Origin of the sequence: Pseudomonas sp. NPDC090592 (assembly GCF_044769185.1) — a bacterium.
GTDB lineage: Bacteria > Pseudomonadota > Gammaproteobacteria > Pseudomonadales > Pseudomonadaceae > Aquipseudomonas.
This window is the reverse complement of sequence record NZ_JBIVXJ010000003.1, coordinates 196,486-210,846: the sequence shown is the minus strand read 5'-3', so window position 1 is coordinate 210,846 and position 14,361 is coordinate 196,486. Positions and strand designations below refer to the sequence as shown.

The 14,361-nt window shown below is 64.3% G+C and carries 12 protein-coding genes; 2 read left to right on the top strand and 10 right to left on the bottom strand.

The features are described 5' to 3' along the window. Positions 1–32 precede the first annotated feature (32 nt). The 5 genes from ACIQUI_RS03875 to ACIQUI_RS03855 all read right to left on the bottom strand — a co-directional run bounded on the left by ACIQUI_RS03875 (position 33) and on the right by ACIQUI_RS03855 (position 7,212). Positions 33–1,058 (bottom strand): putative 2-aminoethylphosphonate ABC transporter substrate-binding protein, encoded by a 1,026-nt coding sequence (locus ACIQUI_RS03875; protein WP_403195080.1) that lies wholly within the window; start codon positions 1,056–1,058, stop codon positions 33–35. An 18-nt stretch (positions 1,059–1,076) separates the two neighbouring features. Beyond that, a complete protein-coding gene (locus ACIQUI_RS03870; RefSeq protein WP_403195079.1) occupies positions 1,077–2,801 on the bottom strand; it encodes a putative 2-aminoethylphosphonate ABC transporter permease subunit in 1,725 nt (574 codons plus the stop codon). Position 2,802: 1 nt separating this feature from the next. Continuing rightward, entirely contained in the window at positions 2,803–3,861 is a 1,059-nt protein-coding gene (locus tag ACIQUI_RS03865) for a putative 2-aminoethylphosphonate ABC transporter ATP-binding protein (RefSeq protein WP_403195078.1), read from the bottom strand. 219 nt (positions 3,862–4,080) lie between these two features. After that, positions 4,081–4,950 carry a LysR family transcriptional regulator gene (locus ACIQUI_RS03860; protein WP_403195076.1) on the bottom strand — a complete coding sequence of 290 codons (870 nt, stop codon included), beginning with the start codon at positions 4,948–4,950 and terminating at the stop codon, positions 4,081–4,083. 9 nt (positions 4,951–4,959) lie between these two features. Then, positions 4,960–7,212, bottom strand: a complete 2,253-nt coding sequence (locus ACIQUI_RS03855) for a heavy metal translocating P-type ATPase (protein ID WP_403195075.1) — start codon at positions 7,210–7,212, stop codon at positions 4,960–4,962. Between the two features lie 83 nt (positions 7,213–7,295). Here ACIQUI_RS03855 and cadR point away from each other — a divergent pair, with 83 nt between their 5' ends. After that, positions 7,296–7,739 carry a cadmium resistance transcriptional regulator CadR gene (gene cadR, locus ACIQUI_RS03850; protein ID WP_403195073.1) on the top strand — a complete coding sequence of 148 codons (444 nt, stop codon included), beginning with the start codon at positions 7,296–7,298 and terminating at the stop codon, positions 7,737–7,739. 118 nt (positions 7,740–7,857) lie between these two features. Here cadR and ACIQUI_RS03845 read toward each other — a convergent pair whose 3' ends face one another. The 3 genes from ACIQUI_RS03845 to ACIQUI_RS03835 are packed head-to-tail and all read right to left on the bottom strand — an operon-like array spanning position 7,858 to position 10,486. Next, positions 7,858–8,829: a thymidylate synthase gene (locus ACIQUI_RS03845; RefSeq protein ID WP_403195070.1), complete on the bottom strand. Its 972-nt coding sequence runs from the start codon at positions 8,827–8,829 to the stop codon at positions 7,858–7,860. Positions 8,830–8,880: 51 nt separating this feature from the next. Continuing rightward, complete coding sequence (gene lgt / locus ACIQUI_RS03840) at positions 8,881–9,687, bottom strand: prolipoprotein diacylglyceryl transferase (RefSeq protein ID WP_201201272.1); 807 nt, start codon at positions 9,685–9,687, stop codon at positions 8,881–8,883. 16 nt (positions 9,688–9,703) lie between these two features. Continuing rightward, positions 9,704–10,486, bottom strand: coding sequence for a sulfite exporter TauE/SafE family protein (locus ACIQUI_RS03835; protein WP_403195068.1), 783 nt, complete (start codon positions 10,484–10,486; stop codon positions 9,704–9,706). Between the two features lie 129 nt (positions 10,487–10,615). Between ACIQUI_RS03835 and ACIQUI_RS03830 the strand changes: the two genes are divergently transcribed. After that, on the top strand, positions 10,616–11,362 hold the full coding sequence (locus ACIQUI_RS03830; RefSeq protein ID WP_403195066.1) for an NRDE family protein: 747 nt from the start codon (positions 10,616–10,618) through the stop codon (positions 11,360–11,362). Positions 11,363–11,496: 134 nt separating this feature from the next. Here the strand turns inward: ACIQUI_RS03830 and ptsP are convergent, their stop codons facing one another. Both ptsP and ACIQUI_RS03820 read right to left on the bottom strand, forming a co-directional pair. Beyond that, a complete protein-coding gene (gene ptsP, locus ACIQUI_RS03825) occupies positions 11,497–13,776 on the bottom strand; it encodes a phosphoenolpyruvate--protein phosphotransferase (RefSeq protein WP_403195064.1) in 2,280 nt (759 codons plus the stop codon). A gap of 22 nt (positions 13,777–13,798) precedes the next feature. After that, complete coding sequence (locus ACIQUI_RS03820) at positions 13,799–14,278, bottom strand: RNA pyrophosphohydrolase (protein ID WP_023532670.1); 480 nt, start codon at positions 14,276–14,278, stop codon at positions 13,799–13,801. Positions 14,279–14,361: the final 83 nt, after the last annotated feature.

The following is a 14,361-nucleotide window of genomic DNA, read 5'->3' as shown; positions in this document are numbered from 1 at the left end:
AGCGGGCGAGCCCGCGAAGAGGCCGATACAGGTTACTGCTGGGCCACCTTCTCCGACTTGCCGTCATAGCGCTTGCGCCATTCAGCCAGAATCTCGTCACGGTTCTTCGAGGCCCAGGCAAAGTCGTTCTTGATCAAACGCTGCTCATAGTCCGCCGGCAATTCGGTCTGCGGCTTGGCAATGCCCGGCGCAGCCAGCACGGCGAAGTTCTCCTTGTACAGCTCCATGGCCGCCGGGCTGGCCGAGAAGTCAGCCAAGCGCTTGGCCGCATCCGCCTTGGGCGAGCCCTTGATCACCGCAGTTGCCTCGATCTCCCAGCCCAAGCCTTCCTTCGGCAGCACGATATCCAGCGGCGCGCCCTGGCGCTTGAGCTGCACAGCCGGGTACTCGAACGAGATACCGATCGGGAACTCGCCCGCCGCCGCCAGCTTGCACGGCTTGGAGCCGGAGTGAACGTACTGGCCGATGTTCTGGTGCAGTGCATCCATGTAAGCCCAGCCCTGCGGCTCGCCAAAGGTCTGCAACCAGGCACTCACGTCAAGGAAGCCGGTGCCCGAAGAGGCCGGGTTGGGCATGACGATCTTGCCCTTGTACTCCGGCTTGGTCAGGTCCTGCCAGCTCACCGGCTTGCTCAGGCCCTGCTTCTCGGCCTCGACGGTATTGAAGCAGATGGTCGCGGCCCACACATCCATGCCCACCCAGGCCGGGGGGTTGGCGGCATCGCGGTAGTTGCTGGAGATCTTGCCCAGGTCCTTTGGCGCGTACGCTTCCAACATGCCGTTCTGGTCGAGAACGGCCAGGCTGGACGCCGCCAGGCCCCACACGGCGTCGGCTTGCGGGCGGTCTTTCTCGGCCAGCAGCTTGGCGGTGATGATGCCGGTGGAATCGCGCACCCATTTGATCTCGATATCCGGGTTGGCCTTTTCGAAGGCCTGCTTGTAGCTCTTCAGCTGTTCGGCTTCCAGGGCGGTATAGACCGTCAGCTGAGTGCCGGCGGCCGAGGCCTGCAGGCTGAACACGGCGGAAACGGCAGCGGCAAGTGCAAGGTGCTTGTACATGGGTAGGTTCCTTACAGGTCAGACGGTCGCGGCGCGTTGGCGCCAGGCTTGGGAGCGGCGCAGCAGGCCGCGTGAGGCTGCGGCTAGCAACAGTGAAGCGCCGGCACTGGTCAGCAGGATCAGGGTGGACATGGCAGCAGCACCGCCAACGTTGCCGGCATCGTCCATGTTCAGCACGGCAACGGCCGCCAGGATGGTGTCGGGGCTGTACAGGAAGATCGCCGCCGACACGGTGGTCATGGCCGAGACGAACAGGTAGCGGATGATGTCCAGCAGCGCCGGCAGGCAGATCGGCACGGTCACCCGCATGAAGTGCTTGTACAGCGGCGCCTTCAGCGACAGCGCAGCGGCCTCGAACTCGCCATCGAGCTGGCGCAGCGCAGTGGTTGCAGTCATTTGCGCGGTGGTCAGGTAGTGGGCGATGGTGCACACCACCAACAGCCCCATGCCGCCATACAGCACATGCAGCGGGTTGCCGTTCAGGTTGAAGAAGAAAACATAACCCAGGCCCAGTACCAGGCCCGGCACGGCCATGGGGATGAAGCTGAGCAGGCGCAGCATCTGGTTGAGCAGGCGTTGGCCCTGGGTTTTCTCCATCAGGTAAGCACCGGTGAAGATCACGATGCTGCCGATCAGCGCGGTGCCGATGGCCATGGTCACGCTGTTGCGATAGGCCAGCCAGCCGCCACCGGCGGTGTCTTCGAACATGTAATGACGCAGCGACAACGACAGGTTGTACGGCCAGAAGGTGACCAGCGACGAGTACACCGCCATGCCGATCACCAGCAGCAGCGCCGCGCACACCAGCAGCACAATGGCCAGGTAGCAGGCATCACGGCCACGCGATGGCTTGGGTTCGAACACCTGGGCACGGCCGCTCATGGCCTCGCCCTGGCGCCGGCGCAGCCAGGCATCGACCGTGAAGCTGAACAGGGCCGGCAGCAGCAGCACCATGCCGATCAACGCGCCACGACCGAACTGTTGCTGCCCGACCACAGCCTTGTAGGCCTCCAGCGCCAGCACCTGATAATCACCGCCGACCACCACCGGTACACCGAAGTCGGTGATGGTCAGGGTGAACACCAGGCAAAACGCCGCGAACACCGCCTGGCGGGTAGCCGGCCAAGTGATGCTGGTGAACGCCCGGCATGGGCCGGCGCCCATGCTGGAGGCCGCGTCGAACAGGCGCGCATCGGCCAGCGACAGCGCCGACAGCAGGATCATCAGCGCATGCGGGAAGGTGTAGATAGCCTCGCCCAGCACGATGCCCCAGAAACCGTAGATGTTGTCGCTGAGCAACCCGCGCAGCAGCCCCTGGTTACCGAACAGGTAGACCAGCGCAATGGCCGGCAGCATCGACGGCGCCAGCAGCGGCAGTAGCGAAATCCCCCGCCACAGGCCCTTGGCCGGGATCAGCGTACGTTGCAGGGCATAAGCGAACAGATACGCCAGCGGCACCACGATGGCCGCTACGGTGAAGGCCACCGACAGGCTGTTGCCCAGCAACCAGTGGAAGTTGTCGCTGGCAAACAGTTCGCGGGCCGCCAGCAGGCCGCCGCCCTGGCCCGCCTCACCACTGAAACCACGCCAGAAAATCGCCAGCAGCGGCATCAGCACGGCCAGCACCAGAAGGATCAGCAGCAGGCTCTTGCCACCGACGACAAACAACCGGTCACCCAGGGCGACGCCCGCACGCGGCGCGGTTTTGGCCTGGCGCAGCGGCAGGGACATTGGCGCGGCCATCTCAGGCAAACACCTGCAGGCTCTGCGGTGGCAGCGCCACCCAGATGTCCTGCGAGCCCAGGCGCGGCATGGCCTCGGGGGCCAGCTCAGCCAGCAGGGCATGGCCAGGCAAGGCCTTGAGCTCGAAGCTCATGCGGCAGCGGTTACCCAGGAAGGTGATCTCGCGGACCTTGGCCGGGAACAGGTTTTCTTCGTGCACCACCGGGTTGACCGTAATCGCCTCCGGCCGGCAGAACAGCCGGCCACTGCTGGCCTGGGCCGAGCCGGGTGACAGGCGCATGCTCATGCCACCAACCTGGGCGTGGCTTTCACTGCTGCGCTGGAATGGCAGCCAGTTGCCCTGGCCGACGAACTCGGCGACGAACGGTGTGGCTGGCTGGTCGTAGATTTCCTGCGGGGTGGCGTACTGCTCGACCTGGCCGTTGTTCATCACGGCAATGCGGTCGGCCATCAGCATGGCCTCGTCCTGGTTGTGGGTGACCATCAAGGTGGTAATGCCCAGCTGGCGTTGCAATTGACGCAGTTCGGTGCACAGGTGCTCGCGCACCCGGGCGTCCAGCGCCGACATGGGCTCGTCGAGCAGCAGCAGGGACGGCGCCGGTGCCAGCGCACGGGCCAGGGCCACGCGTTGCTGCTGGCCGCCGGAGAGCTGGCCTGGGTACTTCTTCTCGCTGCCGGCCAGGCCTACCAGTGCGAGCATTTCGGCCACCCGTTGGCGCGCCTGCTCGCGGCCGCTGCCGGTCAGGCCGTAGGCAATGTTGGCCTCGACGGTGAGGTTAGGGAACAGCGCGTAGGACTGGAACAGGATGCCGTAGTCACGGGCCTGGGGCGGCAGCTCGGAGATGTCGCGCTCGCCGATGTACAGCGTGCCGCGGTCCTGGCGCTCCAGGCCGGCGATGCAGCGCAGCAGCGTGGTCTTGCCACAGCCGGACGGGCCGAGCAGGCACACCAGCTCGCCGGCGGCGATGTCCAGCGAGACATCGTTGAGCGCGGTGAAGGCACCAAAACGCTTGTGGATGTTGCGCACTTTCATCTGTGCGCCGGGGGTGGTGTGGTTCATGGCAAGGCCTCATCGAAGAGATGGGGGCCATGCTAGGAAGGCTGTGCGAAGGTTCTGTGGCGTTTGGGCAAAAGCCGGTGATAGTGGTATAGGCAGATTTTGTAATGGCCTGCACCAGCCTCTTCGCGGGCTTGCCCGCTCCCACAGGGCCCGCACAAGATTCAGAACCTGCGCAGTACCTGTGGGAGCGGGCAAGCCCGCGAAGAAGCCAACACAAATCTACAAGTGCGAACCCGCCACTTCCTGCGCCACCCCGAGGAATGCTGCCGGCAGCCGGGCCTGGCGCCGCTCTTTCAGGCAATACAGGTATTCATGCATCACCGGCGCATTCTCCAGCGCCAGTACCCGCAATTCGGGATTGTGCGGCACCTCGTGCCGGGCAATCACACTGATGCCAATGTTGCGCAGCACCGCCTCACGGATCGACTCGCGGCTGCCAATCTCCAGCAAGGCCCCGGCAGTCACCCCGGCCTCCTGCATCATTTGTTCGGTCAGCTTGCGCGTGGTCGAGCCTTTTTCGCGCATCAACAGGCAATGCCCCGCCACCACGTCGATGGACACCGCCTGGCGGTGGGCCAACGAGTGGTTGCGGTGCACCGCCACAACCAATGGATCAGTGCCCAGCACCCGGCGTACCAGGCGGGCATCTTCCACCAACTGCGACGAAGCGGCGATATCCACCCGGTAGTCCTCGAGCATTTCCAGCACCTGCTGCGAGTTGCCGATTTCCACCGCCACCTCCACCTGCGGCAGGCGTTCGCGGTAGATCTTCACCAGGTCGAGAATGTAGTAAGGCGCCGTGGCGGCAATGCGCAGGCTGCCCTGGGCCTGACCGCTGTTGCGCAGTTCGAACTCGATGTCCGCCTCCTGCTGCAACAGCGCCTTGACCATCGGCAGCAGGCGTACGCCCTCTTCGCTCAACACCAGGCGCCGCCCGCCGCGGTAGAACAGCTCTACCGCGTACTGGCTTTCCAGGTTGCGGATCTGCGTAGTCACCGTGGGCTGGCTAAGCCCGAGCTTCTTCGCCGCCAGGGTGATGCTGCCCAGGCGGGCCACCATGTAGAAGGCTTTCAGCTCCGAACTCAGCATGCACGTCCTCTATTTGCGCAACAGGCGCAAGCCGTTGAACACCACCAGCAGGCTCACACCCATGTCGGCGAACACCGCCATCCACATGGTCGCCATGCCGGCAAAGGTGATCGCCAGGAAAATCGCCTTGATGCCCAATGCCAGAACGATGTTCTGCATCAGGATCGCCGCACTTTGGCGCGACAGCCTGACGAAGGCCGGGATTTTGCGCAAGTCGTCATCCATCAGCGCCACATCGGCAGTTTCGATGGCGGTGTCGGTACCGGCGGCCGCCATGGCAAAGCCGATCTCGGCGCGGGCCAGCGCGGGTGCATCGTTGATGCCGTCACCGACCATGCCCACCCGGTGCCCCTGCGCGTACAGCGCTTCGATGGTTTTCAGCTTGTCGGCAGGCAACAGGTTGCCTTCGGCGCGATCGATGCCCACCACGGCAGCAATGGCCTGCGCGGTATGTGGATTGTCACCGGTCAGCATGACAGTCTTGATGCCCAGCTCATGCAGTTCGGCGATGGCCTGGCGGCTGCTGTCCTTGACCGTGTCGGCCACGGCGAACAGGGCCAGCGGGCCGCTGCGGTCGAGCAGCAGGACAACGGTCTTGCCCTGGCGCTCCAGCGCATCCAGCCGGGCTTCCAGTTCGGGCGAGCACAGGCCCAGCTCCTCGACCAGGCGGTGGTTGCCCAGGTGGTAGACCTCACCGCCGATGGTGCCACGCACGCCACGCCCGGCCAGGGCTGCAAAGTCATCAACCTCGCTCAAGGCCAGGCCCTGCTCCTTGCCGAATTGGGCGATGGCACGCGATACCGGGTGGTCCGAGCGTTCACCCAGGCTGGCGGCCAGCGCCTGGGCCCGGCCTTCGAACAACGGCTGCAGCACCTCGGCATCGGTCTGCACCGGCTTGCCGTGGGTGATGGTGCCCGTCTTGTCCAGCGCCAGGAAGTCCAGGTGGCGACCGCCCTCCAGGTACACCCCGCCCTTGATCAGGATGCCTTTGCGCGCAGCGGCGGCCAGGCCGCTGACAATGGTCACCGGGGTCGAGATCACCAGGGCGCACGGGCACGCGACCACCAGCAGCACCAGGGCGCGGTAGATCCAGTCGAACCACGCACCGGCCATGAACAGCGGCGGGATCACCGCCACGGCCAAGGCGATGGCGAATACCACTGGCGTGTAGATGCGCGAAAAACGGTCGACGAAGCGCTGGGTAGGCGCCCGCGCGCCTTGCGCCTCCTCCACGGCCTTGATGATCCGCGCCAGCGTCGATTGGCCGGCGGCGGCGGTGACGCGGAACTCCAGTGCCCCGGCCTGGTTGATGGTGCCGGCGAACAGCTTGTCGCCCACAGCCTTCTCCACAGGCAGGCTTTCGCCGGTGATCGGTGCCTGATCGACGCTCGATTGCCCATTGGTCACTTCACCGTCCAGGCCGATACGTTCGCCGGGGCGCACCCGTACCAGGGCACCAATGGCCACCCCGCGCACCTCCATCTCGCGCCACTGGCCATCGGCCTGCTGCACCGTGGCCATGTCTGGCGTCAGCTGCATCAGCCCGCCGATGGCGTTACGCGCGCGGTCCAGCGAACGCGCCTCGATCAGCTCGGCGACGGTGAACAGCACCATCACCATGGCCGCTTCCGGCCACTGGCCGATCAGCACGGCACCGGTCACGGCGATGCTCATCAGCGCGTTGATGTTGAGGTTGCGGTTTTTCAGGGCGATCCAGCCCTTTTTGTAGGTGCCCAGGCCGCAGCCAGCAATAGCCGCCAGCGCCAATGCCGCCACTACCCAGTCCGACGCCAACGCACCAAAGTGCACGACTTCAGCGGCGATCGCGGCAATACCCGACAATGCCAGCGGCCACCAGCGGGCCTTGGTCGGTTGCGGTGCGGCGGCTGTGCCGTCATCTTCGGCACCGAGCGGCTCGGCCTTCATCCCCAGGCTGTCGATGGCCCGTTCGATATCGCCGGTACCGCCCAGGGTATGGCGCACGCCAAGCACGCGGTTGATCAGGTTGAATTCCAGCTGCTCGATACCGGCCAGCTTGCCCAGCTTGTCCTGGATCAGGGTCTGCTCGGTGGGGCAGTCCATGGCCTCGATGCGGAAACGGCTGAGCTGCGCCTGGGCACTGGCCGTTTCGCTCAGTTGCACCAGAGAGGGCGCGGCTTTGGAACCGCAGCAGCTGTGACCGTGGCTGGCATGGCCATGGTCGTCATCGCCATGGGCGTGATCGTGCGAGTGCTTGTGTTCGTGGCTGACAGGCTGGTTCATGGGGTCATCCTTAAATTGAGCCTGTTGCCAAGTGAACACCCTGTAGCCACTATAGGGTCAAGCCATTTGCTGGAGATTTCGTGATGAAGATCGGAGAACTGGCCAAAGCCACCGACTGCGCGGTGGAAACCATCCGCTACTACGAGCGTGAAAACCTGTTGCCGGAGCCTGCACGCACCGAAGGCAACTATCGGCTCTATACCCAGGCCCACGTCGAGCGGCTGACCTTCATCCGCAACTGCCGCACGCTGGACATGACCCTGGACGAGATCCGCAGCCTGCTACGCCTGCGCGACAGCCCGGATGATTCTTGTGGCAGCGTCAATGCGCTGGTCGACGAGCATATCGAGCATGTGCAGGCGCGGATCGATGGCTTGGTGGCGTTACAGGAGCAATTGGTCGAGCTACGGCGGCGCTGCAATGCGCAAGGCTCGGAGTGCGCGATCTTGCAGCAACTGGAGACGAACGGGGCGGTATCGGTGCCGGATACCGAGCATTCACATGTGGGGCGTAGTCACGGGCATTGAGCCTAAAAGCTTCGCGGGCACGCCCGCTCCCACAGGGACCGCACAAGGCCTGGGCCTGTGTAGTACCTGTGGGAGCGGGCGCGCCCGCGAAGAGGCCGGTTCAGGCGATAAAGATCTCTCAGACCGCCATCGGCGCCGTCATCGGCGCATGGTGTTCATACCCTTCCAGCCAGAAATCACCCGGCTCGATCTTCTCCAGCCACTCCGGCTCGTACTTGCCGGTCTCGGCAAACGCCGGCACGCGATCACTGATCACCAGCTTCGGCGCCTCCAGCGGCTCGCGCTTGAGCTGCTCGTTCAGCATGTCCAGGTGGTTTTCATACACATGGGCATCGCCGATGAAGTAGGTGAACCAGCGCGGGGTATAACCGGTCAGGCGGCCGAACAGCGACAGCAGCGCCGCGCCTTCGGTGAGGTTGAACGGCGTGCCCAGGCCCAGGTCGTTGGAGCGGATGTAGAGGGTCAGGGAAATTTCCTTCGTCTCCACATTCGGGTGGAACTGGTACAGCAGGTGGCACGGTGGCAGGGCCATTTCGTCCAGCTGCGCGCAGTTCCAGCCGTGGAACAGGATGCGGCGGCTGCCCGGGTCGTTGGCGATGGTATCCAGGCACTGACGCACCTGGTCGATGGCCTTGTACAGGATGACGAAGGCAACGCCGTCCTCTTCGTCCTGGGCGATACGGCGGAAACCGGCCTTCTCGGCCATTTCGATGGCAGCCGGGTTGCTCAGCGGGATGCGCTTGTAGCCCGGCCACTGGCGCCATTGCACGCCGTAGATTTCGCCCAGATCGTCATGGCCCTGGCGGAACGGGTTAGCCAGCCACTGGGCGTTTTCGTTGGCGTTCTGGTCCCAGACCTTGCAGCCCAGTTCGCGGAATTCACCGGCGTTTTTCACGCCCCGCAGGAAGCCGACCATTTCGCCGATCGCCGACTTGAACGCCAGCTTGCGCGTGGTAATGGCCGGAAAGCCCTTCTGCAGGTCGAAGCGCAGCATCGCGCCCGGCAGGCTGATGGTGCGGATTCCGGTGCGGTTGCCCTGCAGCGTGCCGTTTTCGATCACGTCGCGGACCAGGTCCAGATACTGTTTCATGGCTTACCTGTAGCAAAAACGGCAGGGGGATCGCCCCTGCCGTGGGATTAATCAGGCGGGTTTCGCCGTGGGCTTGCGATTATAAGCCCACCAGATCAGGCCGAGGCCAGCCAGGATCATCGGCACGCACAGAATCTGACCCATGGTCAGCCAGCCCCAGGCGATATAGCCGAGCTGGGCATCCGGTACGCGGACGAATTCGACGATGAAGCGGAAGATGCCGTAGAACAGCGCGAACATGCCGGAGACCGCCATGGTTGGCCGCGGCTTGCGCGAGAACAGCCAGAGGATGACGAACAGCGCCACGCCTTCCAGGGCAAACTGGTACAGCTGCGACGGGTGACGCGGCAGCTGCGCCGGGTCGCTGAACGGCGGGAAGATCATCGCCCATGGCACGTCGGTGGGTTTACCCCATAGCTCGGCATTGATGAAATTGCCAATGCGCCCGGCCCCCAGGCCAATCGGCACCAGCGGGGCAACGAAGTCCATCAGCTCGAAGAACGACTTGTTGTTGCGCTTGCCGAACCACAAGGCCGCCAGCATCACGCCGATGAAACCGCCATGGAACGACATGCCGCCCTTCCACACTTCGAAGATCAGTGTCGGGTTGGCCAGGTAGGCGTGCAGGTCGTAGAACAGCACATAGCCCAGGCGGCCACCGACGATCACCCCCATCGACAGCCAGAACACCAGGTCGGACAGCTTTTCGCGGCTCCAGGTAGGGTCGAAGCGGTTCAGCCGGCGCGAGGCCAGCAGCCAGGCGCCACCGATGCCGATCAGGTACATCAGGCCGTACCAATGGATTTTCAGCGGCCCGATGGCCACGGCCACGGGGTCTATCTGCGGGTAAGGCAGCATGGAACTTCCTCTCGATTCAAATCAAAAAGCTGAGGCCGACACAGAACAGCAGGGCTGCGAACAGGCGTTTCAACAGACGCGGCGACAGCTTGTGCGCCAGGCGCGCGCCGAAGCGGGCGAAAAACATGCTGGTCACGGCAATACCGACCAGTGCCGGCAAGTACACGTAACCCAGGCTATGGGCCGGCAGGTGCTCCTCGTGCCAGCCCAGCAGCATGAAACTCAGGGCACTGGCCATGGCAATCGGCAGGCCACAGGCCGAGGAGGTGGCCACCGCCTGCTGCATGGGCAGGCTGCGCGAAGTCAGGAACGGTACGGTCAGCGATCCGCCTCCGATACCAAAAATGGCCGAGGCCCAACCGATCACCCCGCCGGCACCGATCAGCGCGGGCTTGCCGGGGATGCCACGGCTGGCCTTGGGTTTGAGGTCCAGGGCCATCTGTGCGGCGATGACCAGGGCGAACACGCCGATGATCTTTTGCAGCAGCGGGCCTTGAATCAGCGAGGCGGTCTTGGCACCGACACCAGCACCCAGCAGGATGCCCAAGGTCATCCAGGCGAAGATCGACCACTGCACCGCACCCTTGCGGTGGTGCTCAAGCACGGCGTTGATCGAGGTAAAGACGATGGTTGCCAGGGACGTACCGACTGCCAGGTGGGTCAGCACCGAGGCATCGAACCCCTGTAAGGTGAAGCTGAACACCAGCACCGGCACGATGATGATGCCGCCGCCCACGCCGAACAGCCCGGCCAGCACACCGGCACAGGCGCCCAACAGCAGATAGAGCACGAATTCCATTCGGCTTCCCCAGGAAAACAATCCGGCATGGTAACGGAAGCCGGGCTCGGGGCTCTAGTGAACTCTGTGTCAGGATGGATCCGCCCGGCCGCTGTGGGTACAGTGGCAAGAAACACAGAGGCCCAACCGATGTGCCTGATCGTATTTGCCTGGCGGCCGGGGCATGCCCTGCCGCTGATCGTGGCGGCCAACCGCGACGAGTTCCATGCCCGCCCTACCCAGGCCCTGGCGGCCTGGGAGGATGCGCCCGGGGTGTATGCCGGGCGCGACCTGGAGGCCGGTGGTACCTGGCTGGGCGTGGGCCCGCAGGGGCGCTTTGCAGCGCTGACCAATATCCGTGACCCAGGGCAGCCGCTGGGGCCGCGCTCGCGGGGCGAGCTGGTGGCGGCGTACTTGCAGGGTGAGCTGGGGGTCGAGGCTTACCTGGACCAGGTGGCCAGCCGCAGCGGGCAGTATTCGGGATTCAACCTGTTGGTGGGTGACGGGCGGCAACTGGGTTATCTGCATGCCCGGGACGGGGCGCCACGCTTGCTGGAGCCCGGTGTGTACGGGCTGTCCAATGCCGGGCTGGATACGCCGTGGCCGAAGTTGTTGAAAGCGCGAAGCGGGCTTGAGAGGTTGCTGGAAACGCCCGAGCCGACGCGATTGCTGGCGTTGCTGGCTGATGGCGAGCCTGCGGCGGATGGGGATCTACCGGAGACCGGCGTGGGGATGGCGACCGAGAAGTTGCTGTCGAGTGTGTTTATTGCCAGCCAGAATTATGGGACCCGGGCCAGTACCGTGCTGATTGTTGATGATCAGGGTAGAAGACGGCTTATTGAGCGTAGTTTTGGGCCGTTTGGTGGGCATTTGGGGGAAGTTGAGTTGCAGGTCTGATCATTTGATGTTGCCTGTTCTGGCCTCTTCGCGGGCTTGCCCGCTCCCACAGGTACAGCGCAGCCTTCAGACGCGGCGCGATACCTGTGGGAGCGGGCAAGCCCGCGAAGAGGCCGGTACAGGCCAACGCTGAATCACAGGGTCTTATTGGCCCCAGGCCCTATCATCCGCGCCAGCCCAAGGTTCTTCAGGGCCAGTTGCAGCGAGCTGTGGATAACCTGCGGGTTGTCATGGCTCAAGGCGTCGACCAACAGCTCCTTGGCCTTGCTCATGTTCACCTGGCGCAGCATCCACTTCACTTTTGGCAGGTTGGTGGCGTTCATCGACAGGCTGTCGAAGCCCATCGCCATCAGCAGGATCGCCGCCGCCGGGTCGCCCGCCATCTCGCCACAGATGCTCACCGGTTTGCCTTCCCCATGGGCATCACGCACCACTGTGTTCAGCGCTTGCAGCACCGCCGGGTGCAGGTAGTCGTACAGGTCGGCGACCCGTGGGTTGTTGCGGTCCACCGCCAGCAGGTACTGGGTCAGGTCGTTGGACCCCACCGACAGGAAGTCCACCTGGCGCGCCAGCTCCTTGGTCTGGTACACCGCTGCCGGGATCTCCACCATCACCCCCACCGGCGGCATCGGCACATCGGTGCCTTCGTCACGCACCTCGCCCCAGGCACGGTGGATCAGGTGCAGCGCCTCTTCCAGCTCGTGGATGCCGGAGATCATCGGCAGCAGGATGCGCAGGTTGTTCAGGCCCTCGCTGGCCTTGAGCATGGCGCGGGTCTGCACCAGGAAGATTTCCGGGTGGTCGAGGGTGACGCGGATGCCGCGCCAGCCGAGAAACGGGTTTTCTTCCTTGATCGGGAAGTACGACAGCGCCTTGTCACCGCCGATGTCGAGGGTGCGCATGGTAACCGGCAGCGGGTGGAAGGCCGCCAGCTGCTCGCGGTAGATTGCCAGCTGCTCTTTTTCGCTGGGGAAGCGCTGGTTGATCATGAACGGCACTTCGGTGCGATACAGGCCAACCCCTTCGGCGCCACGCTGCTGGGCACGGGCGACGTCGGCCAGCAACCCGGTGTTGACCCACAGCGGCATGCGGTGGCCATCGGGGGTGACGCAGGGCAGTTCGCGCAGGGCATCCAGGCCTTTGGCCAGCTGGCGCTCTTCCTCGACCACTTCGCTGTACTGCTTGCGCAGCACTTCGCTGGGGTTGGTGAACACCTCGCCCTTGTAGCCGTCGACGATCATCTCGATGCCGTCGACCTTGGAGTACGGCAGGTCGACCAGGCCCATGACAGTGGGAATGCCCATGGCGCGGGCGAGGATGGCAACGTGGGAGTTGCCCGAGCCCAGTACCGAGACCAGGCCGACCAGCTTGCCTTCGGGCACTTCGCCGAGCATGGCCGGGGTCAGCTCTTCACTGACCAGGATGGTGTTGTCGGCGTACACCAGCGCCTGCGAGCGGGCTTCCTGCAGGTAGGCCAGCAGGCGCCGGCCCAGGTCCTTGACGTCGGATGCACGCTCACGCAGGTAGTCATCGTCCATCAGCTCGAAGCGGTTGACGTGCTCGCCCACCACCTGGCGCAGCGCGCCCTGGGCCCACTGGCCGGTCTTGATGACCTCGGTCACCTCACCGCCCAGGGCCGCGTCTTCAAGCATCATCAGGTACACATCGAACAGCGCGCGCTCTTCCGGGCGCAGCTGGGTAGCCAGCTTGGCCGACAACTTGCGCATGTCGTCACGCACGCCTTCGAGGGCGTTCTGGAACAGCTTGAGTTCGGCGTCGATGTCATCGACGGTCTTGTCCGGCACCACTTCCAGGTCGGCGGGTGGCAGCATGACCACGGCACGCCCGACAGCGGCACCCGGTGAACCCGGCACACCAACGAAGCGGGCCTCCTGAATGCCCTTACCCTGGCGCCCCAGGCCACGGATCGAACCGGTGGCTTCTGCGTGGGCGATAACCCCGGCAAGCTGGGCGCTCATGGTGACCAGGAAGGCTTCTTCGCCTTCGTCGAACTGGCGGCGCTCCTTCTGCTGGATGACCAATACCCCGACCACGCGGCGGTGGTGGATGATCGGTGCACCGAGGAAGGAGGCGAATTTTTCTTCACCGGTTTCGGCAAAGTAGCGGTAGCGCGGGTGGTCGGCGGCGTTTTCCAGGTTCAGCGGCTCTTCCCGGGTACCGACCAGGCCGACCAGGCCTTCGTTGGGGGCCATGCTGACCTTGCCGATGGAGCGCTTGTTCAGGCCTTCGGAAGCCATCAGCACGAAGCGGTTGGTTTCCGGGTCAAGCAGGTAGACGGAGCAGACCTGGCTGCCCATGGCCTCCTTGACGCGCAAGACAATGATCCCCAACGCCGACTTGAGATCTTTGGCGGAGTTTACTTCCTGGACGATCTTGCGCAGCGTATTGAGCATGGCTCGGGGTCGAACTCCGTCGTCAGTCGCGCGTCAGCAGGCGCGGTGCTAGCTCTTTCAGGGCGCGCCGGTACACCTCGCGCTTGAATGTCACAACCTGGCCCAGCGGGTACCAATAGCTTACCCAGCGCCAGCCGTCGAACTCCGGCTTGCCGGTCAGGTCCATCCGCACCCGCTGTTCGTTGCTGATCAGGCGCAGCAGGAACCACTTCTGCTTCTGGCCGATGCACAGCGGCTGGCTGTGGGTACGGACCAGGCGCTGGGGTAAACGATAACGCAACCAGCCGCGGGTGCAGGCAAGAATTTCCACATCATCGCGTTCAAGGCCAACTTCTTCGTTCAGCTCGCGGTACAGGGCATCTTCCGGCGTCTCGTCAGGGTTGATACCACCCTGGGGGAACTGCCAGGCATCCTGGTTGATCCGGCGAGCCCATAGCACCTGCCCGGCATCATTCGTGAGAATGATCCCGACATTGGGGCGAAAACCATCCGGGTCGATCACGGCAGCAACCTCGCAAACGCATGTCACCGCATTGTTCCACAAAGCTTGCGAGCGCAGCAACGCGCCGGCCAAGCTTATGTGCA

Excerpts from the sequence above, each read along its gene's own strand:
- ACIQUI_RS03875 (WP_403195080.1), bottom strand. The coding sequence starts at position 1,058 with ATGTACAAGCACCTTGCACTTGCCGCTGCCGTTTCCGCCGTGTTCAGC.
- ACIQUI_RS03870 (WP_403195079.1), bottom strand. The coding sequence starts at position 2,801 with ATGGCCGCGCCAATGTCCCTGCCGCTGCGCCAGGCCAAAACCGCGCCG.
- ACIQUI_RS03865 (WP_403195078.1), bottom strand. The coding sequence starts at position 3,861 with ATGAACCACACCACCCCCGGCGCACAGATGAAAGTGCGCAACATCCAC.
- ACIQUI_RS03860 (WP_403195076.1), bottom strand. The coding sequence starts at position 4,950 with ATGCTGAGTTCGGAGCTGAAAGCCTTCTACATGGTGGCCCGCCTGGGC.
- ACIQUI_RS03855 (WP_403195075.1), bottom strand. The coding sequence starts at position 7,212 with ATGAACCAGCCTGTCAGCCACGAACACAAGCACTCGCACGATCACGCC.
- cadR (WP_403195073.1), top strand. The coding sequence starts at position 7,296 with ATGAAGATCGGAGAACTGGCCAAAGCCACCGACTGCGCGGTGGAAACC.
- ACIQUI_RS03845 (WP_403195070.1), bottom strand. The coding sequence starts at position 8,829 with ATGAAACAGTATCTGGACCTGGTCCGCGACGTGATCGAAAACGGCACG.
- lgt (WP_201201272.1), bottom strand. The coding sequence starts at position 9,687 with ATGCTGCCTTACCCGCAGATAGACCCCGTGGCCGTGGCCATCGGGCCG.
- ACIQUI_RS03835 (WP_403195068.1), bottom strand. The coding sequence starts at position 10,486 with ATGGAATTCGTGCTCTATCTGCTGTTGGGCGCCTGTGCCGGTGTGCTG.
- ACIQUI_RS03830 (WP_403195066.1), top strand. The coding sequence starts at position 10,616 with ATGTGCCTGATCGTATTTGCCTGGCGGCCGGGGCATGCCCTGCCGCTG.
- ptsP (WP_403195064.1), bottom strand. The coding sequence starts at position 13,776 with ATGCTCAATACGCTGCGCAAGATCGTCCAGGAAGTAAACTCCGCCAAA.